The following is a 17,683-nucleotide window of genomic DNA, read 5'->3' as shown; positions in this document are numbered from 1 at the left end:
AGGCGCCGATTCGCCTCAGGAACCACTCCCGTCACACGATCTCCTGTTGTATGAACGCGCCGGATGGCGACGCCGACCGCTCAGCCGGCGAGAGCCAGCGGCTCCTCCTCGGAGGGCGCCTCATCGACGAGATACCGCGCGTAGGCGCCGATGGTGAGGAATGTCGGGAACTCGGGCTGCAGCGCGACGTCGCTGAGCACATCCGCCGCCTCCGCGAAGCGGTCCCCCGGCGTTCCGCCGAGGCGGACGATCTCGTGGCCGAGGATGCGCGTGACGAGCTGGGCGTCGACCAGCGTTCCTTCCGCCGTGACCGTGCGGTTCTCGATCCACTGCCAGAGCTGCGAGCGCGAGATCTCGGCGGTCGCCGCATCCTCCATCAGGTTGTCGATCGCGACCGCGCCGATGCCGCGCAGCCAGGCCTCGATGTAGCGCAGCGCCACCGTGACGTTGTCCCGGACCCCGTCGAGCGTGACTTCTCCGCCGATCGAGCCGATGTCGAGCAGCTGGGCACCATCGACGTGGACATCCGCGCGCAACCGGTCGAGCTGGTTCGGCCGGCCGCCGAGCACCGCGTCGAACTCCGCCTGCGCTGTCGCGACCAGGTCGGGATGCGCGACCCACGTCCCGTCGAACCCGTCGCCGGCCTCGCGCCGCTTGTCGGCGCCGACCTTCTCGAGCGCCTGCTCGGTGACCAGCGGATCGCGCCGGTTCGGGATGAACGCACTCATGCCGCCGATGGCATACGCGCCACGTCGGTGACAGGTGGCGACGAGCAGTTCGGCGTAGGCGCGCATGAACGGGACGGTCATCGTGATCTGCTTGCGGTCGGGGAACACGAACCGGCGACCGCGCGAGCGGAACGTCTTGATGATGCTGAAGATGTAGTCCCACCGGCCTGCGTTGAGGCCGGCACAGTGCTCGCGGAGTTCGTAGAGGATCTCGTCCATCTCGAAGGCGGCCTGGATGGTCTCGATGAGCACGGTCGCGCGGATGGTCCCGGCGGGCATCCCGACATACGCCTGGGCGAACACGAAGATGTCGTTCCAGAGGCGGGCCTCGTCGTGGCTCTCGAGTTTCGGCAGGTAGAAGTACGGGCCGCGTCCCGCCGCGACGAGTGGTGCGGCGTTGTGCCAGAAGTACAGCCCGAAATCGACAAGGCTGGCCGAGGCCGCCATGGAACGCCCGGCCCGGTCGGTGAACTCGATGTGCTTCTCGACGAGGTGCCAGCCGCGTGGCCGCATCACGATCGTCGGCGTCTCCCCGGCTGTGACGCGGTAGTGCCTGCCGTCGGGACTCGTGTGCGCGATCGTGCCGCGAGCCGCATCGAACAGTGAGACCTGGCCGCCGATGATGTTCGCCCAGGTCGGACTGGTCGCATCCTCCAGGTCGGCGAGCCAGACTTTCGCCCCCGAGTTGAGGGCGTTGATGGTCATCTTCGGATCGGTCGGGCCGGTGATCTCGACGCGCCGGTCCTCGAGGCCCGGGCCGGCGCCCGCGACCCGCCACGACGGGTCCTCACGGATGCGGCGGGTCTCGGGCAGGAACTGCGGGTCGCGCCCGTTCGCGGCGTCGACACGTTTGCGCAGGCGCTCGGCGAGCAGCTCGTGCCGGCGGGCGGCGAAGCGCTCGTGCAGCTCCCTCAGGAACTCGATCGCCTCGGGGGTCAGTATCTCGTCGAAGCGATCCTCGATCGCTCCCGTGATCTCGATCATGGTCTTCTCCTGTCTTTGAGTTGCCGACTTGAGGCAAACCGGGCTGCTCGGCCTCGCCGGGCACCGATTTGTCTCACGTCGGTCGAATGGTTGTGTCAGAACTGTTCGGACTCGGTGCTGCCGACCAGGGCGAGCGTGGCGCTGTCAGGGTTGAGCGCGGTCGCGATCCGGTCGAAATAGCCCGTGCCGACCTCCCGCTGGTGGCGGGTCGCGGTGTAGCCGTGGCGCTCGGAGGCGAATTCGGCTTCCTGCAGGTCGACGTAGGCGCTCATGTGCCGCTCGGCGTAGTCCGTCGCGAGCGTGAACATGGAGTGGTTGAGGGCGTGGAAACCGGCCAGGGTGATGAACTGGAATGCGTACCCGTACGTCGCAAGCTCCCGCTGGAACCGGGCGATCTGGTCGTCGTCGAGCTGGGATCTCCAGTTGAACGACGGCGAGCAGTTGTACGCGAGCTTCTTGCCGGGGAAGTCGCGGTGGATGCGCTCTGCGAACGTCCGCGCCAGCTCCAGGTCGGGCTCGGCCGATTCGACCCAGAGCAGGTCGGCGTACGGGGCGTAGGCGAGGCCGCGCGCGATGACTGGGTCGATACCGTTGCGCACCTCGTAGAAGCCTTCGGCCGTGCGCCCGCCGGTGAGGAACTCGCGGTCCCGTTCGTCGTGGTCGCTCGTGAGCAGGGTCGCGGCGAGCGAGTCGGTGCGGGCGATCACGATCGTGGGGACCCCCGCGACGTCGGCGGCGAGCCGCGCAGCGTTCAGGGTTCGGATGTGCTGCCCGGTCGGCACGAGCACCTTGCCGCCCATGTGCCCGCACTTCTTCTCGCTCGCCAGCTGGTCCTCCCAGTGCACGCCGGCCGCGCCGGCTTCGATCATCGACCGCATGAGCTCGTAGGCGTTGAGCGGGCCGCCGAAGCCGGCCTCAGCATCCGCCACGATCGGCGCGAGCCAGTCGCGGTCGTCGGCGCCGTTCTCGCTGTTCGAGATCTGACCAGCGCGCAGGAGCGCGTTGTTGATGCGGCGGACGACAGCTGGCACCGAGTTCGCCGGGTACAGGCTCTGGTCGGGGTAGGTCTGACCGGCGAGGTTCGCGTCGGCGGCGACCTGCCAGCCGGAAAGATAGATGGCTTTGAGACCGGCACGCACCTGCTGCACGGCCTGGTTGCCGGTGAGCGCACCGAGGGCCGCGACCCACTGCGGGTCGTCGGCGGTGCCGGACTCGTGGATGAGCTCCCACAGCTTTTCGGCGCCACGCCGGGCGAGGGTGCGGTCCTCCTGGACGGTGCCGCGGAGCGCGACGACGTCGGCCGCGGTGTAGTCACGACGGATGCCCTCCCAGCGCGGGTCGGCGTCCCATTCGAGCTGCAGCTCGGCTGCGGTCTGCGTCACGTCGCCGGGTCTGCGGGGGGTCTTCTCTGCGGTGCTCACTTCGGTCCTCCATCGGTGTCGACTGGCTGCTCTTGCATCGATCCTTCGGGGCACGCAACCCCCGCGGGTCGGTTTGGTCGGCAGAACTTTCGACGTTCTTCTGTTTGTCAGAACTTCCGCGCCGTGTCACCATGTCCTGCATGACGGGCACCGAAGTCACCGCAGCGATCGTCTTCACCGGAGACGCCGAGACCGAGACCGAGACCGGCGCGGATGTGGATGCGCTCACGCTGGGCCGCCGCATCCGGGCGTTCCGCATCCAGCGCGGGCTCACCCTCGATGCCCTCGCCGCCGCCATCGATCGGGCACCGTCGCAGGTGTCGACGATCGAGAACGGCAACCGCGAACCGCGGCTGTCCCTGCTGCGCTCCATCGCATCCGCACTCTCCGTCTCGGTCGACGACCTGCTGTCGCCCGAGCCGCCGAACGAGCGCGCCGCACTCGAGATCGCGGTCGAACGCGCACAGCGCGGACCGGTGTTCGCAGCGCTGGGGCTCGAACCCGTGCGCGTTTCCAAGGGACAGAGCGACGAGAACCTGCGCACCATCCTCGCGCTCCATCAGGAGGTCGAGCGGCTGCACCGCGAACGAGCGGCCACCCCGGAGGAGGCGCGGCGCGCCAACGCCGAACTGAGGCGCACGATGCGTGCCCGCGACAACTACTTCGGCGAGCTCGAGGAGATGGCTTCCGAGTTGCTCGCAGCGGTCGGCCACACCGGCGGCCCGGTCTCGCACCAGGTCGTCTCCGACATGGCGAGCCATCTCGGATTCTCGCTGCACTACGTCGGCGATCTGCCCCATTCGACCCGCTCGGTCACCGACAAACGCAATGGACGCATCTACCTCCCGACCGAGCAGTCCGCTTCCCGCGACTCGCGTTCCCCGATCCTGCAGGCCTTCGCGTCGCACCTGTGCGGACACGACGAGCCCAGAAATTATGCCGACTTTCTGCGGCAACGCGTGGAGACCAACTACCTGACGGCAGCGATCCTTCTGCCGCAGAAAGACGCGGTCTCGTTCCTGAGCGAGGCGAAGAACTTCCGGCGCATCTCGATGGAAGACCTCCGCGACGCGTTCGCGGTCTCCTACGAGACGGCCGCGCACCGCTTCACCAACCTGGCCACCGCGCGGCTCGGCATCCCGGTGCATTTCATGAAGGTGCACGAGTCGGGCACGATCATCAAGGCGTACGAGAACGACTCCGTCGCGTTCCCGTCGGATGCTCTGGGAGCGATCGAGGGAACCACCGTCTGCCGCAGCTGGACCGCGCGCACCGTGTTCGACGTCGACGACCGGTTCAGCCCGTACTACCAGTACACGGACACGCCGCGCGGCACCTTCTGGTGCACGTCACGCATCGAGAAGGCCAAGGAGGGCGACTACTCCGTCAGCGTCGGGGTGCCGTTCGAGCACGTCAAGTGGTTCCGGGGGCGTGAGACGCCGCATCGGGCGGTGTCCCGTTGCCCGGACGATTCGTGCTGCCGGCGCGCACCCGCCGACCTGGCGGACAAATGGGAGAGCCAGTCGTGGCCGAGTGCCCGCACGCCGACGAGCCTGCTCGCCGCGCTGCCGACGGGCACGTTCCCCGGCGTCGACGCCACCGAGGTCTACACGTTCCTCGAGCGCCACCAGCCGCGTTGACCGCACGACTGGGCTCGCTCAGTCCTTGGGCTCTGCCGAGATCAGCTTCGGCTTCGCCAGCGTTCCGCTGACCTGACACACGTAGATATACGTTCCCAGGCCCGTCGGTGAAACAGGCACGAAGACCGTGAACGACCCGTCGCTGTTGCTCTGCGGTGGCGCCGACTCGGCGAAGGTGCCGATTTTCACGTCGGTCCCGACCCGGTCGTGCTGCGCCGCGATCGCACAGCTCGTCCACGCCGAAAGCGGAGTGATCGGATCGTCGCCCGCCGGCGGGATCGGCACGGGCGTGGCCGTGACCGTCGACGTCACCGTCACCGTCGGTGTCGGAACGTGCCCCGCGTCGCCCGCAGACGCGCAACCCGAGAGAGCGACCGCGACGGTCAGGCCCACAAGGCCGGCACCCACCACGGTGAATGCAGAGCGCTGACTCTTCGTCATCAGATGTCCTTCAGGGTCCAGCGCAGGAGCTTCGGCGCACCGAGCGCGCCGCTGATATCGCACAGGGCGACGATGCTGGCGTAACCCTCGTGTACGCCGGGCGGAGGCGCCATCGAGACAATCACATTCCAGCTGCCGTCCGCGTTGTTCGTCGGTGGATGCGTCTGGTCGTAGGGGCGCAGTTCAGAGCCCGGCGTCTGGTTGACGTACTGCGCCTGGCCGAGCACAGCGCACGCGGTCCACGCCGTCATCGCGTCGATCGGGTCGTCCGGTGACGGTGCCGCCGGGGCCGGCGTGGCCGTCGTCGTTACGGTCACCGTCGGCGTCGGCACGGATGCGGGTGGGTCGCCGGCGGCTCCGAACGAGCATCCGGAAATCCCCGCAGCGATGGCGAGTGCCCCCGCACCGGCCACCGTGAGAGCGCGCAAAGGCCCGCGACGTTTCATGTGATCCCCCCAGAGGATTGGTCATCCACATACTGCCTCACCGCTGCGCCGGACGGAATGGCCGGAAAATCACAATTTCGCGACGGAATCCGACGTCGGGGACAGCCGGACCCCCGAGAGAATGACAGGGACCAGAGCGAAGAAGCGGGGATCGACGTGGGCACCACAGTTTTCGAGAGAATGCGACCGGATGCGTCCATCGTCAGCCACGCGCTGTCGGCCACGCGGCAGTCCCCGTTCTGGATCGAGGATGCTCCGGCTGACGACTACCCGGCCCTGACCGCGGATACGCACTGCGACCTCGCCGTCGTCGGCGGCGGATACTCGGGCCTCTGGACCGCCCTGCTCGCGAAACGCGAGAACCCGTCGCGGCGGGTCGTGCTCCTGGAAGCCAGGCGGATCGGCTGGGCCGCGTCCGGACGCAACGGCGGCTTCTGCGAATCAAGCCTCACCCACGGCGAAGAGAACGGGCTCACCCGCTTCCCGCAGGAGTTCGACCGGCTCCAGGAGTTCGGCCGCGCGAACCTCGACGAGATCGAACGGACCGTGAACGAGCTGGGCCTCGACTGCGACTTCGAGCGCAACGGCGCGATCGACATCGCGACCGAACCGCACCAGGCCGAATGGATGCTCGAGGGCGCGAACGGCGACGACGCGGTCTTCCTCGACACGGATGCCGTGCGCGCGCAGGTCAACTCCCCCACGTTCGAAGCCGGTCTGTTCCGCACCCGCGACTCGGCCCTCATCCACCCCGCGAAGCTGACCGTCGCGCTCGCCCGCGCGTGCGCCGAACTCGGCGTCGAGATCCACGAGCACACGCCCGTCGAAGGCCTCGACACGAACACCCTCAGTGTCGCGCAGGGCGCAGAGCTCCACACCGCGCACGGCACCGTGCGCGCCCGCAAGGTCGCCCTCGCCACCAATGTCTTCCCCTCGCTGCTGAAGCGCAACCGGCTTCAAACCGTTCCCGTCTACGACTACGTGCTCATGACCGAACCGCTGACGGATGCGCAACTCGCCTCCATCGGCTGGGAGGGCCGGCAGGGTCTCGGCGACTCGGCGAACCAGTTCCACTACTACCGGCTGAGCCGTGACAACCGCATTCTCTGGGGCGGCTACGACGCGATCTACCACTACGGCGGGCGGGTGCGCGAAGAGTATGAGGACCGCCCGGAGACGTTCCGGCGCCTCGCGGCGCACTTCTTCACGACGTTCCCGCAGCTCGAGGGCATCCGGTTCAGCAACAAGTGGGCGGGCGCCATCGACACCTGCAGCCGCTTCTGTGCCTTCTTCGGCAGTGCGCGCGACGGTCGCGTCGCCTACGCGACCGGGTTCACCGGCCTCGGGGTGGCATCAACCCATTTCGGCGCCCAGGTGATGCTCGACCTGCTCGAAGGCCGCGCGACCGAGCGCACCGAACTCGCCATGGTCAGGAGCCGCCCCCTGCCGTTCCCGCCGGAGCCCGCCGCATCCATCGGCATCAACCTGACGCGCTGGTCGCTCGACCGCGCCGACCACAACGGCGGCAGGCGCAACCTCTTCCTGAAGACGCTCGACGCCGTCGGCCTCGGCTTCGACTCCTGACCCGCTACCCGCCCCATCCGATACCCCTCACTGAAGAGCCAAGGAGAGCACCGTGACCGACTCCCCCGACACCACCGGCGCGGTCCGGCTGCGCCACATCACCAAGACCTTCGGCGATGCGACGGCCGTCGCCGATCTCAGCCTCGACGTGAACAGCGGAGAGTTCCTCTCCCTGCTCGGGCCGTCGGGCTGCGGCAAGACGACGCTGCTGCGGATGATCGCCGGATTCGAGCATCCCGACCGCGGTGACATCGAGGTCGGCGGCATCAGCGTGCTGAACACGCCTCCCTACAAGCGGCCGGTCAACACGGTGTTCCAGTCGTATGCCCTGTTCCCGCACATGACCGTCGCCGAGAACGTCGCCTACGGGCTGCGGCAGAAGCGCGTGAGCCGCGCCGAGCTCGGCGAGCGCGTGCGCGACGCCCTCGACATGGCCCGGATGGGCGGATTCGCAGACCGCAGCCCCCAGAAGCTCTCGGGCGGTCAGCAGCAGCGTGTCGCTCTCGCCCGGGCTCTCGTGAATCGACCGAAGGTGCTGCTGCTCGACGAGCCGATGTCGGCGCTCGACCGCAAGCTGCGCGAAGAGATGCAGATCGAGCTGAAGCTCCTGCAACGCCAGCTCGGGATCACCTTCATCTTCGTCACCCACGACCAGCAGGAGGCGCTCTCGATGAGCGACCGGATCGTCGTCATGCAGGGCGGAGCCATCCAGCAGGTCGGTTCGACGGAGGCGATCTACGCGCATCCCGCGAACGCTTTCGTCGCCGGCTTCATCGGCAAGCAGAACTTCATCGATGCGACGGTGCAGGCCGACGGCGCCCTCGCCGGTGCGGACGGTGTTCTGCGCGGTGCCTCGGCGAGCGGGTCCGGTTCGGCGGCGGGTTCGGCAGGTGCCGCGGTGCGTGCCGCCGTCCGCGCGGAGTCGGTGCGCGTCTCCGCTGCGCGACCGGATGCGCGGGTCGCGCTGCCCGGAAAACTCGCCGGGATCTCGTTCCTGGGCGACGTCATCCAGTACGTGATCCTCACGGCGAGCGGGCTCGAACTGCTCGCCCGCACCGCACCCAACCAGGCTGAACACCTCTCCACCGGCGACCCGGTCTGGTGCAGCTGGGACGAGAGCGACCTGCTCGTCTTCCCGGACGACGCGTCGGCCGACGGCGACGAGCTGGCTGCGTGATGGCGCGCCGTCCGGACATCCGCGCCCTCATCCCCGAGGCCAGCGGAGCACGCATCACCCGCCGCGCCCTGCTCTCCGGCTTCGTCGTCGCAGGCGCGGGCCTCGCGCTCGCGGGCTGCAGCCGCGAAACCGCGTTCGCCGCATCCGCCCGCCCCGACGGGAAGATCGAGAACCAGCTCAACGTCTACAGCTGGGGCGACTACGACGACCCCGGAAACCTCAACGCCTTCGGCAAGACCGGCGTGACGGTGCAGCTCGACAGCTACGGCTCGAACGAGGAGATGATCGCAAAGCTCGGTGCCACCCGCGGGACCAGCGGTTACGACGTCATCGTGCCGACCGGGCAGTACATCCCGATGATGGCGGCGAACGGACTGCTGCAGCGGCTCGACCACTCGCAGCTTCCCAACCTCGCGAACATCGAGAAGGCCTACCTCGACCAGTCGTGGGACCGTGGCAACACCTACTCGGTGTGCAAGGACTGGGGCACCACCGGGTTCGCCTACGACACCGACGTGATCAAGCGGCCCCTGACATCGTGGGCCGACTTCCTCGACGCGGCCCAGAAGGAGGCCAGCAAGAACGTCGCGGTCCTCGAAGACCCGTGGGAGGTGACGAGCATGTACTTCGCCTCGCACGGCATCGACCCGAACACCGAGAAGAAATCGGATCTCGACGCCGCAGAGAAATACCTGGTCGAAACGCTTGCCCCACACATCAAGGCGTTCAACTCGACAGCGGTCACCAGCGGTATCCCCGAAGGCACCTTCGCGCTCATCCAGGCCTTCAACGGGGATGCGCGGCAAGGCCTGCTCGCGACCGACACGATCCCCAAGAACTGGAAATTCGTGTACCCGACGCCGACCGCGAACCTGTGGATGGACACCTGGGCGATCGCGAAAGGCGCACAGCATCCGGATGCGGCCTACGCGTTCATCGACTACATGCTGCAGACCGACGTGTCGTTCCGCGAAGTCGACTACATCGGCTACAGCACGGGTGTGAAGGGGCTGAAGGAGAAGGCGGCTGCGGAAGATTTCGCGCTGCCCGAACTCGTGTTCCCCCCGGCCGAGGTGATCGCACGGCTCACCCCCGCCGAACTGAACAGCTCGGCCGAACGACTGGTGTCGATCGTGAACCGGATGATGGCGAAAGCAGGCTCCTGATGACCACGACAGAATCGCTCGACCTCGCATCCGCATCCACCCGCGCGCCGCGGCGTCCCCGCCAGCGGATCTCCGGAACCACCGTCGCCGGCTTCCCCACCTGGGCGTTCGTGCTGTTCTTCTTCGTCGTTCCGCTCGCACTGGTGCTCTGGTACAGCTTCGGCTACAAACCGGACCTGTTCTCGGCGCACGCCAACGACCGGCTGTCGTTCGACCGCTACGGTGAAGCGCTCGACGCGACCTTCCTCGGAACGTTCCTCAACACGCTCAAGATCGGGCTTCTCGGCACCGCGATCTGCCTGGCGATCGCCATCCCGTTCGCATACTGGCTCGCCGTCAAGCTGAACCCGCGCTACCGGGCGCTCGCCCTCGCGCTCGTGCTCGTGCCGTTCTGGACGAACTTCCTCGTGCGCACGCTCGGCTGGCAGATCGTGCTCTCACCGCAGGGTTTCCTCTCGGACACTCTGCAGAACCTGGGGCTCATCCACGGACGCCTCGACATCCTCTACTCGCAGGCGGCGGTGCAGCTGGGCGTCGTGTACAACTACCTGCCTCTGATGATCCTGCCGCTGTACGTGGCGATGGACCGGGCCGGGGCTCCCCTGCGTGAAGCGAGCGCCGACCTCGGCGCGAACCGGGTGCGGACCTTCCTGCAGGTGACGTTGCCGGTCGCCGCGCCGGGGATCGCATCCGGGTGCCTGCTGGTGTTCATCCCGCTGATGGGCGACTACGTCACAGCCTCGGTACTCGGCGGCGCGCAAGGCAACATGGTCGGCCAGCTGGTCGCCAGCCAGTTCAACACGGCCCAGAACTGGGCGCTCGGATCGGCGATGGCCGTGCTTCTGATGCTGTTCATCGCGGCGGCGGTGGTCGTCGTCGGCGGCGCGGCCCTGCTCATCCGCTTCTTCGTACGGCGCGCGAGACGCGTCGACTTCACCGCAGCCGGAGGTGCAGCATGACCGTACTCGAAACCCGTGCCTCGACTGCGACGGCCCCGGTCGAACCGGCCGAGGTCCCGCTCAACCGCAAGCGACGCGACGGCGTCCGCATCGGACTGACGGTCTGGGGCGTGCTCGTCTTCCTGTTCCTGTTCCTTCCGATCATCGTGATGCTCGCGTACTCGTTCAACACCGGACGCCTGCTCGCCACCTGGCAGGGATTCGGCTTCACGGCGTACACGAGCGCGTGGGCCAGCCCGGTCATCCGCGGCTCCGTGTTCACCTCGCTCGAGGCGGCCGTCGGCGCCGCAGCCGTGTCGACCATCCTCGGAACCCTCGGCGGCCTCGCCCTCGCGCGCTCCCGGGTGAAGGCCAACTGGGTGATCTGGGCTACCGTACTGCTGTCGATCACCCTGTTCACGCCCGAGATCGTCGATGCCGTGTCGATGCTGCCCTGGTTCGTCAGCCTCGGCACCGACTTCGGGATCGGGATCTTCAGCAACGGCCTCGTGCGACTCGTGACCTCGCACGCAGTGCTGTCCGTCGCCGTCGTCACCTTCATCGTGCGCGCCAGGATGCAGGGGATGGACGAATCGCTCGAAGAGGCGGCAGCCGACCTCTACGCGCCGCCGCTCAAACGGTTCTGGCAGATCACGCTTCCCGTCGCGAGCCCTGCGATCTGGGCCGGTGCGCTCATGTCCTTCACACTGAGCCTCGACAACACGATCGTCTCGAGCTTCGTGCAGGTGCCCGGATCCACACCCTGGCCGGTCTACATCTTCAGCTCGCTGAAGGTCGGGCTCCGCCCCGAGATCGCCGCCGTCTCCACCGTCATGTTCATACTCACCCTGGTCGCCCTCGCGGTCGTCGCCCTCGTGCTCCGGCGCGGCGGGGCGAACGCCGAAGAGATGGCCAAAACCCTCGCCAGCGCATAGGAGCACAGCATGGATGTACTCGAAAGGGTCGGCCGCATCGGCGCCGTCGACCTCGTGCTCGACCACGAGCCCATCCCGCACGAGCAGGTCGTGACCGGTTCGCCTGCGACGGGGTCTGCTGCCCTGGGTTCGTTCGCCGGTCACGAGGTCGGCGTGTGGGAGATGACGCCCGGCGCGATGAGCGACGTCGAAGCGGATGAGCTCTTCGTGGTCGTCTCGGGCCGGGCGACGGTGGAGTTCGTCGATACGGGCACGTGGATGCTGCTCGGGCCGGGCGACGTGGTGCAGTTGCGCGCGGGGGCGCGCACGGTGTGGACGGTGACCGAGACGCTGCGGAAGGTGTACCTGGGCTGAGCTCGGCGCCGAAAGGTGCGAGAAGTGGACTATTCGCAGCCGTTTGACCACTTCTCGCACCTTTCGAGCGCGTCGACCGCGTCGAGCGCGTCGACCGCTCTCCACAGATCTCCCGGGTGCCTTTCGGACGGTCCAGGCCTGCCGCCAGCCTTGTACTATGAGGCACCCTCTTGATCTCCCGCCCGAGCTTCGTTCGATCCATTTCTCCACGGCGGATGCTGCCGACCGCGGAGTCGGCCCGTGGCGGCTGCGTGCACGGACAGTCGAGCATCCCTTCTACGGCGTGAATGTGCTTGCCGGTCAGCACGATTCCTCTTCGCGAGATCTCGATCAGGTGCGCAGGGCATGCGACGCGTACCTCGTTCGAATGCTGCCAGGACAGTGGTTCAGTCACACGACCGGAGCTGCACTGGTCGGCATTCCCCTGCCTCCCCAGATGCGGGCCGATTCGGTACACGTCAGCGTTCGTGCGCCGCGGACGCCCCCACGCGCAGCGGGTGTCATGGGGCATCGGATCTCGGCCGATGTCCGGGTCGGTACGACGGGGAGCAAGTACCCTTCCTGCTCCCCGGTCGACATCTGGTGCCAATTGTCGACAGTGATCGGGCCATCCGACCTGGTCGCAGCCGGAGACTTTCTCGTCGGGTCGCGCAACCGGGCACCGATTCTCGACATCGTCGCGCTCGCGGACGCCTGCGCACGGTACGGTTCGAAGCGTGGCGCCGTCCATCGCGCCACGGCGCTGGAACGCATCCGATTCGGAGCCGACTCACCTCCCGAGACGCTCCTCCGCCTTCGGCTGGTGGAGGCAGGGCTCCCGGAGCCTGTCGTCCAGCCGCCGGTCATCGTCGCAGGGCGCATGGTGCTGCATCCCGATCTGCTCCTTCCCGACGATCGTGTGACGTTCGAATACGAAGGAGACGGGCACCGCGTCGATCCCGAGCAATGGCAGCGCGATATCGATCGCGAGGAACTGTTCAAACGTGCCGGCTACCAGGTGGTCCGGGTCACCTCGAAGCATCTGTTCGGGTCGCGGCGAGAATTCGAGGATCGGCTGAGGCGCCTGGGACTTTTGCCCGCGAAAGGTGCGAGAAGTGGAGTTCGACCGTTCGATTGACTACTTCTCGCACCTTTCGCAGGTCAGGCAGGGGTGCGGCGGGCCAGGAGGGCGGCGTGCAGGGCGCTGACCGTCTCGCCGTCGTCGAGGTCGGCGCCGAGGAGGTCCTCGATGAGTGCGATCCGCTGGTAGAAGACGGAGCGCGAGAGATGGCTCGACGCGGCGGCCTTGGTGCGGTTGCCGGGGTTCGCGGCGTACGCGTGCAGCACCGCCAGGAGGTCTCCCCCGTTGTCGAGGTCGTACTCGATCAGCGGTCGCAGCATCTGCTCGCTGTGCGCCTGCAGCCGCGGGTCACTGCCGAAGGAGTTGATGAATCGCAGCAACGGTCTGCTGTCGACCCGGTAGACGGTGAGGTTCCGTCGCTTGGTTCCGCCGTTGCGGGTGAGCAGCTCCGTCGCTTCCTCCACAGACGCGAGGAGACCCGGGATGTCCACAGCTTCCGCCCCGACAGCAATGACGAGTTCCTCGACGGGAAGACTTGCTGCATGAGCATAACGACGAGCGAAGGTGTCGAGCGCGTGATCGGTCAGCTGCTGGTTCTGGCCGAGGGAGAGGGCGACGATGAGCTGCGCGCCGGGCGCTGTGGGGTGCGCCCCGGCAAGGGCGTCGACACCGATCTCCCGCGCGGCGCTGAGCGCTGCGGGGGCATCTGCCGCGCCGGAACGCGACGCGAGCGCGAGGCCGACCAGGCGCCTTCCGCGCACCGCGATGCCCGCCGACTCGAATCGGGCCACGAGTCCGCTCTCACTGGTGAAGCGCCCGCCGACGAGGGCACGGAGCAGGTGCTCGTGGCTCTGCCGCGTCCACTCGTCGGCGTCGCGATCGGCCAGACGACTGAGCGCAAGCGCGACAGCGGCCTGCTCGAGCACGTTCGACCGTCCTGCAGGGTGGGGGTCGCCGGGGAGGGCGATGAGATGGCCCCAGCGGATCCCTCTGGCTTCGACCGGCGTGATCAACCAGTCGGTGTCCTGCGAGCGGTGTGCGAGCCGGGAGCGCTGTTCCCACTCGTCGAGCACGTCGTCTCCCGCGTCGAGCGCTTCGAGCGCGACGACCTGGTGGTTGAGGTTCTCGAGAACCACCGGGGCGCCGAGCACGCGCCCGACCTGCGAGACGATGAAGTCGGCGGGGCTCCCCCGGAGGCTCAGCTCGGTGAAGAGAGCGTGGATGTCATCCCGGGCGCGCAGGGCCGCCATCTGGTCCGAGATGATCCGGGAGTGCACCGCCTCCGTGATGGCCACGAAGCGGGCTTCACGGTGCAGCACGATCAGCGGAAGCCCGAGTGCGCCTGCCTCCGCGATCAGCGCGGGAGGAACCGCGTCGAAGCGCACGCCCAGCTCGAGCACGAGACCGGCGATACCGGCGCTGACGAGCTGGGCGATGAAACCGCGCAGCCCCGCGTCGTCGCTCGGCCAGCCGACGCCGGTCGAGAGCAGCAGCTCGCCTCCGCTCACAAGGTGGGCGACGGAGGCCGTCTCGGTGACGTGAACCCAGCGCACGGGCCTGTCGAGGTGGTCAGCACCGGCCAACACCTCCGGCAACGCGCCTGCGACATCCTCGAAATGGAGCACCTCGCGGATCGTCGGCAGCACGACTGCGGCATCACCCGCGGGCGCGCTGTTCATCGGACGATGTGTACTGTCGACACCAAAGCTGCGACGATCTGGCAAGGAGTCCTCCCGAACTGCTCTGCAATCATTGGGGTGTAAGCCTAGTGCCCAGCCCGGGCATTTTGTCCGGCAGCGTCGCGCGAAGGCGTGCGGCCGCCGGCCCGTTCAGAGAGGTAGGCCGTTCGTGGCCCTCATTCGACACGTCGTCAACGGTGAAGAGTTCGGCACCCCCGAACGCACCGGACCCGTCTTCAACCCAGCCACCGGCGAGAGGCAGCACGAGGTCGTCCTCGGCTCCGTCTCCGACGTCGAGACCGCCATCGCGGCAGCCAAGGCGGCACTTCCCGCGTGGCGCGCGACCAGCCTGACCAGGAGGGCCGACGTCATGTTCCGGCTGCGTCACCTCCTCAAGGAGCGCACCCCCGAACTCGCTGCCATCGTCACGAGCGAGCACGGAAAGGTGCTCTCCGACGCGGCAGGCGAAATCGGCCGCGGACTCGAGAACGTCGAATTCGCATCGGGCCTCATCAACCTGCTCAAGGGCGAGTACAGCCAGCAGGTCTCCACCGGCATCGACGTGCACAGCGTCAAGCAGCCGGTCGGCGTCGTCGGTTGCATCACGCCGTTCAACTTTCCCGTGATGGTCCCTCTGTGGATGGTCGCCAGCGCCATCGCGTGCGGCAACACGGTCGTGCTGAAACCCAGCGAGAAGGACCCGTCCGCCTCCGTCTACCTGGCCAACCTGTTCCTGGAAGCCGGGCTCCCGGCCGGCGTGCTCAACGTCGTGCACGGCGACAAGATCGCGGTCGACACCATCCTCGACAGCTCGGATGTCGACGCGGTGAGCTTCGTCGGCTCCACCCCGATCGCGCGGTCGATCTACCAGCGCGCGAGCGCCAACGGCAAGCGCGTCCAGGCACTTGGCGGCGCGAAGAACCACATGGTCGTCCTCGAAGACGCCGACATCGAAGCCGCGGCGGATGCCGCCGTCTCCGCCGCGTACGGCTCGGCCGGCGAACGCTGCATGGCCGTCAGTGTGCTGGTCGCCGTCGGCGAGGTCGGCGACCCGCTCGTCGCCGCCATCGAGCGACGCCTCGGCTCCCTCGTCATCGGCGACGGCACGCACGCCGCCTCCGAGATGGGTCCGCTGATCACCCGGGAGCACCGCGAAAAGGTCGCCTCGTACGTCACCGGCGCAGCCGGCGAAGGCGCAACCGTCGTCGTCGACGGCTCGCAGAAGGCATTCGACAACGACGGGTTCTTCATCGGCGTCAGCCTCCTCGACCACGTCGCAACCGACATGCGCGTCTACACCGACGAGATCTTCGGCCCGGTCCTGTCCGTCGTCCGTGTCGACACGTTCGAGGAGGCGATCGCCCTCGTCAACGCCAACCAGTACGGCAACGGCGTCGCCCTCTTCACCCGCGACGGCGGCGCTGCCCGCCAGTTCGAATTCGAGATCGAGGTCGGCATGGTCGGCATCAACGTCCCCATTCCCGTTCCGATCGGGGCGTTCTCGTTCGGCGGGTGGAAGAACTCCCTCTTCGGCGACGCGCACATCTACGGCCCGGAGTCGTTCCACTTCTACACGCGCAGCAAGGTCGTCACCTCGCGCTGGCCCGACCCGGTGCACTCCAAGATCGAACTCGCCTTCCCCGGCAACTCCTGAAAGGCACAACGATGACAGACACCATTCAGGCAACGGATGCGGTGACGGGCGCTGTGACCGGCGCCGTGACCGGAACCGTGACCGGCTACCTCGACAGGGTCGGCACCGAGCATCCGTTCGGCGACGCGGCCGCGGAGCAGCAGGTGCGGTCCGACGACCGCAAGCACGTCTTCCACTCCTGGAGTGCGCAGGCGCAGATCAACCCGCTTCCGGTCGCCGCAGGTGAAGGCTCGACGTTCTGGGACTACGAGGGCAACGCCTACCTCGACTTCAGCTCGCAGCTCGTCAACCTCAACCTCGGGCACCAGCATCCGGACCTCGTGCGCGCGATCCAGGATCAGGCGGGGAGACTGGCCACGATCCAGCCGTCGATGGCCAGCGACGTCCGCGGCGAACTCGCTCGCCGTGTCGCGAGCGTGGCGCCCGGCGACCTCAACAAGGTCTTCTTCACCAACGGCGGGGCCGACGCCAATGAGTATGCCGTCCGCATGGCACGCCGCGTCACCGGTCGCCGCAAGGTGCTCTCGATGTACCGCTCCTACCACGGCGGCACCTCGACGGCGATCTCGCTGACGGGCGACCCGCGTCGCTGGGCGAACGAGCCGAGCGACTCCTCGGTCGCGCATTTCTTCGGCCCGTACCTGTACCGGTCGGCGTTCCACGCGTCCACGCCCCAGGAAGAGACCCAGCGCGCGCTCGAACACCTGGAGAACGTCATCGTGCTCGAAGGCGCTGCAACGGTGGCCGCCATCATCATGGAGACGGTCGTCGGCACCAACGGTGTGCTCGTTCCCCCGCCCGGCTATCTGGCCGGAGTGCGCGAACTCTGCGACAAGTACGGGATCGTCTACATCGCCGACGAAGTGATGGTCGGATTCGGCCGTATCGGCGAGTGGTTCGCGGTCGACGCGTTCGGGGTCACCCCCGACCTGATCACCTTCGCCAAAGGGGTCAACTCCGGCTACGTGCCCCTCGGTGGCGTCGTCATCTCCGACCGCATCGCATCGTTCTTCGACGACGTCTCGTTCGAGGGTGGTCTCACCTACTCCGGGCATCCGCTCGCCTGCGCTGCCGGCGTCGCGACGTTCGACGTGTTCGAGCGCGACGACATCCTCGGACGCGTCCGGGACCTCGGCGAACGCGTCATCGAACCCGAGATCACGTCCTGGCTCGCACGCCACCCGTCACTCGGCGAGGTCCGCGGTCGCGGGATGTGCTGGGCGCTCGAACTGGTGCGGTCGCGCGACACGCGCGAACCCCTGGTCCCGTTCAACGCCGCCGGCGCCGACGCAGCACCGATGGGCGAGGTCGCCGCCGCCTGCAAGGCTGCGGGAGTCTGGCCGTTCACCCACTTCAACCGCATCCACATCGCACCGCCGCTGATCATCAGCGAAGGCGAACTGCGTCACGGCCTCGCCGCCATCGACGCAGCCCTCACCGTCGCCGACCGTTTCACGGAATAGTCCGGCCCGCCCT

The 17,683-nt window shown here is 67.8% G+C and carries 15 protein-coding genes; 10 read left to right on the top strand and 5 right to left on the bottom strand.

Going from position 1 to position 17,683, the window contains the following annotated elements; genetic code table 11:
• Positions 1-80: 80 nt before the first annotated feature.
• Both aceB and aceA read right to left on the bottom strand, forming a co-directional pair.
• Positions 81-1,712, bottom strand: coding sequence for a malate synthase A (aceB, locus tag AAYO93_RS03455; RefSeq protein ID WP_345763622.1), 1,632 nt, complete (start codon positions 1,710-1,712; stop codon positions 81-83).
• Between the two features lie 95 nt (positions 1,713-1,807).
• A complete protein-coding gene (gene aceA / locus AAYO93_RS03450) occupies positions 1,808-3,133 on the bottom strand; it encodes an isocitrate lyase (protein WP_345763621.1) in 1,326 nt (441 codons plus the stop codon).
• 140 nt (positions 3,134-3,273) lie between these two features.
• Here aceA and AAYO93_RS03445 point away from each other — a divergent pair, with 140 nt between their 5' ends.
• Positions 3,274-4,773, top strand: coding sequence for a helix-turn-helix domain-containing protein (locus AAYO93_RS03445; RefSeq protein ID WP_345763620.1), 1,500 nt, complete (start codon positions 3,274-3,276; stop codon positions 4,771-4,773).
• Positions 4,774-4,791: 18 nt separating this feature from the next.
• Here AAYO93_RS03445 and AAYO93_RS03440 read toward each other — a convergent pair whose 3' ends face one another.
• Both AAYO93_RS03440 and AAYO93_RS03435 read right to left on the bottom strand, forming a co-directional pair.
• Positions 4,792-5,214: a hypothetical protein gene (locus AAYO93_RS03440; RefSeq protein ID WP_345763619.1), complete on the bottom strand. Its 423-nt coding sequence runs from the start codon at positions 5,212-5,214 to the stop codon at positions 4,792-4,794.
• The gene (locus tag AAYO93_RS03435) at positions 5,214-5,660 is read right to left on the bottom strand and encodes a hypothetical protein (RefSeq protein WP_345763618.1); all 447 of its coding nucleotides are present in this window, start codon (positions 5,658-5,660) and stop codon (positions 5,214-5,216) included. The genes AAYO93_RS03440 and AAYO93_RS03435 overlap by 1 nt, the downstream gene beginning before the upstream one ends.
• Before the next feature lie 156 nt (positions 5,661-5,816).
• On the opposite strand from AAYO93_RS03435, the gene AAYO93_RS03430 reads away from it, so the two are divergent.
• The 7 genes from AAYO93_RS03430 to AAYO93_RS03400 all read left to right on the top strand — a co-directional run bounded on the left by AAYO93_RS03430 (position 5,817) and on the right by AAYO93_RS03400 (position 12,931).
• Positions 5,817-7,244 (top strand): NAD(P)/FAD-dependent oxidoreductase, encoded by a 1,428-nt coding sequence (locus AAYO93_RS03430; protein WP_345763617.1) that lies wholly within the window; start codon positions 5,817-5,819, stop codon positions 7,242-7,244.
• A 52-nt stretch (positions 7,245-7,296) separates the two neighbouring features.
• A complete protein-coding gene (locus tag AAYO93_RS03425) occupies positions 7,297-8,421 on the top strand; it encodes an ABC transporter ATP-binding protein (protein ID WP_345763616.1) in 1,125 nt (374 codons plus the stop codon).
• Positions 8,421-9,587 (top strand): polyamine ABC transporter substrate-binding protein, encoded by a 1,167-nt coding sequence (locus AAYO93_RS03420; RefSeq protein WP_345763615.1) that lies wholly within the window; start codon positions 8,421-8,423, stop codon positions 9,585-9,587. The genes AAYO93_RS03425 and AAYO93_RS03420 overlap by 1 nt, the downstream gene beginning before the upstream one ends.
• On the top strand, positions 9,587-10,546 hold the full coding sequence (locus AAYO93_RS03415) for an ABC transporter permease (protein ID WP_345763614.1): 960 nt from the start codon (positions 9,587-9,589) through the stop codon (positions 10,544-10,546). The genes AAYO93_RS03420 and AAYO93_RS03415 overlap by 1 nt, the downstream gene beginning before the upstream one ends.
• Complete coding sequence (locus AAYO93_RS03410) at positions 10,543-11,460, top strand: ABC transporter permease (RefSeq protein WP_345763613.1); 918 nt, start codon at positions 10,543-10,545, stop codon at positions 11,458-11,460. Before AAYO93_RS03415 ends, AAYO93_RS03410 begins: the two co-directional genes overlap by 4 nt.
• Before the next feature lie 9 nt (positions 11,461-11,469).
• On the top strand, positions 11,470-11,814 hold the full coding sequence (locus AAYO93_RS03405; protein ID WP_345763612.1) for a cupin domain-containing protein: 345 nt from the start codon (positions 11,470-11,472) through the stop codon (positions 11,812-11,814).
• Between the two features lie 157 nt (positions 11,815-11,971).
• On the top strand, positions 11,972-12,931 hold the full coding sequence (locus AAYO93_RS03400; protein WP_345763611.1) for an endonuclease domain-containing protein: 960 nt from the start codon (positions 11,972-11,974) through the stop codon (positions 12,929-12,931).
• A gap of 23 nt (positions 12,932-12,954) precedes the next feature.
• Here AAYO93_RS03400 and AAYO93_RS03395 read toward each other — a convergent pair whose 3' ends face one another.
• On the bottom strand, positions 12,955-14,553 hold the full coding sequence (locus tag AAYO93_RS03395; RefSeq protein ID WP_345763610.1) for a PucR family transcriptional regulator: 1,599 nt from the start codon (positions 14,551-14,553) through the stop codon (positions 12,955-12,957).
• A 169-nt stretch (positions 14,554-14,722) separates the two neighbouring features.
• Here AAYO93_RS03395 and AAYO93_RS03390 point away from each other — a divergent pair, with 169 nt between their 5' ends.
• Positions 14,723-16,207: a CoA-acylating methylmalonate-semialdehyde dehydrogenase gene (locus AAYO93_RS03390; protein WP_345763609.1), complete on the top strand. Its 1,485-nt coding sequence runs from the start codon at positions 14,723-14,725 to the stop codon at positions 16,205-16,207.
• Between the two features lie 11 nt (positions 16,208-16,218).
• On the top strand, positions 16,219-17,670 hold the full coding sequence (locus tag AAYO93_RS03385) for an aspartate aminotransferase family protein (protein ID WP_345763608.1): 1,452 nt from the start codon (positions 16,219-16,221) through the stop codon (positions 17,668-17,670).
• Positions 17,671-17,683: the final 13 nt, after the last annotated feature.

This window comes from Diaminobutyricibacter sp. McL0608 (genome assembly GCF_039613825.1).
In the GTDB taxonomy this organism is placed as follows: Bacteria; Actinomycetota; Actinomycetes; order Actinomycetales; family Microbacteriaceae; genus Diaminobutyricibacter.
The sequence above is the reverse complement of the archived record's forward strand: the minus strand, read 5'-3'. Positions and strand labels throughout refer to the sequence as shown.

What these genes read in the sequence shown, in the direction of transcription:
- aceB (WP_345763622.1), bottom strand. Translation starts at nt 1,712, where the DNA reads ATGATCGAGATCACGGGAGCGATCGAGGATCGCTTCGACGAGATACTG.
- AAYO93_RS03445 (WP_345763620.1), top strand. Translation starts at nt 3,274, where the DNA reads ATGACGGGCACCGAAGTCACCGCAGCGATCGTCTTCACCGGAGACGCC.
- AAYO93_RS03440 (WP_345763619.1), bottom strand. Translation starts at nt 5,214, where the DNA reads ATGACGAAGAGTCAGCGCTCTGCATTCACCGTGGTGGGTGCCGGCCTT.
- AAYO93_RS03435 (WP_345763618.1), bottom strand. Translation starts at nt 5,660, where the DNA reads ATGAAACGTCGCGGGCCTTTGCGCGCTCTCACGGTGGCCGGTGCGGGG.
- AAYO93_RS03420 (WP_345763615.1), top strand. Translation starts at nt 8,421, where the DNA reads ATGGCGCGCCGTCCGGACATCCGCGCCCTCATCCCCGAGGCCAGCGGA.
- AAYO93_RS03415 (WP_345763614.1), top strand. Translation starts at nt 9,587, where the DNA reads ATGACCACGACAGAATCGCTCGACCTCGCATCCGCATCCACCCGCGCG.
- AAYO93_RS03410 (WP_345763613.1), top strand. Translation starts at nt 10,543, where the DNA reads ATGACCGTACTCGAAACCCGTGCCTCGACTGCGACGGCCCCGGTCGAA.
- AAYO93_RS03405 (WP_345763612.1), top strand. Translation starts at nt 11,470, where the DNA reads ATGGATGTACTCGAAAGGGTCGGCCGCATCGGCGCCGTCGACCTCGTG.
- AAYO93_RS03400 (WP_345763611.1), top strand. Translation starts at nt 11,972, where the DNA reads ATGAGGCACCCTCTTGATCTCCCGCCCGAGCTTCGTTCGATCCATTTC.
- AAYO93_RS03395 (WP_345763610.1), bottom strand. Translation starts at nt 14,553, where the DNA reads ATGAACAGCGCGCCCGCGGGTGATGCCGCAGTCGTGCTGCCGACGATC.
- AAYO93_RS03385 (WP_345763608.1), top strand. Translation starts at nt 16,219, where the DNA reads ATGACAGACACCATTCAGGCAACGGATGCGGTGACGGGCGCTGTGACC.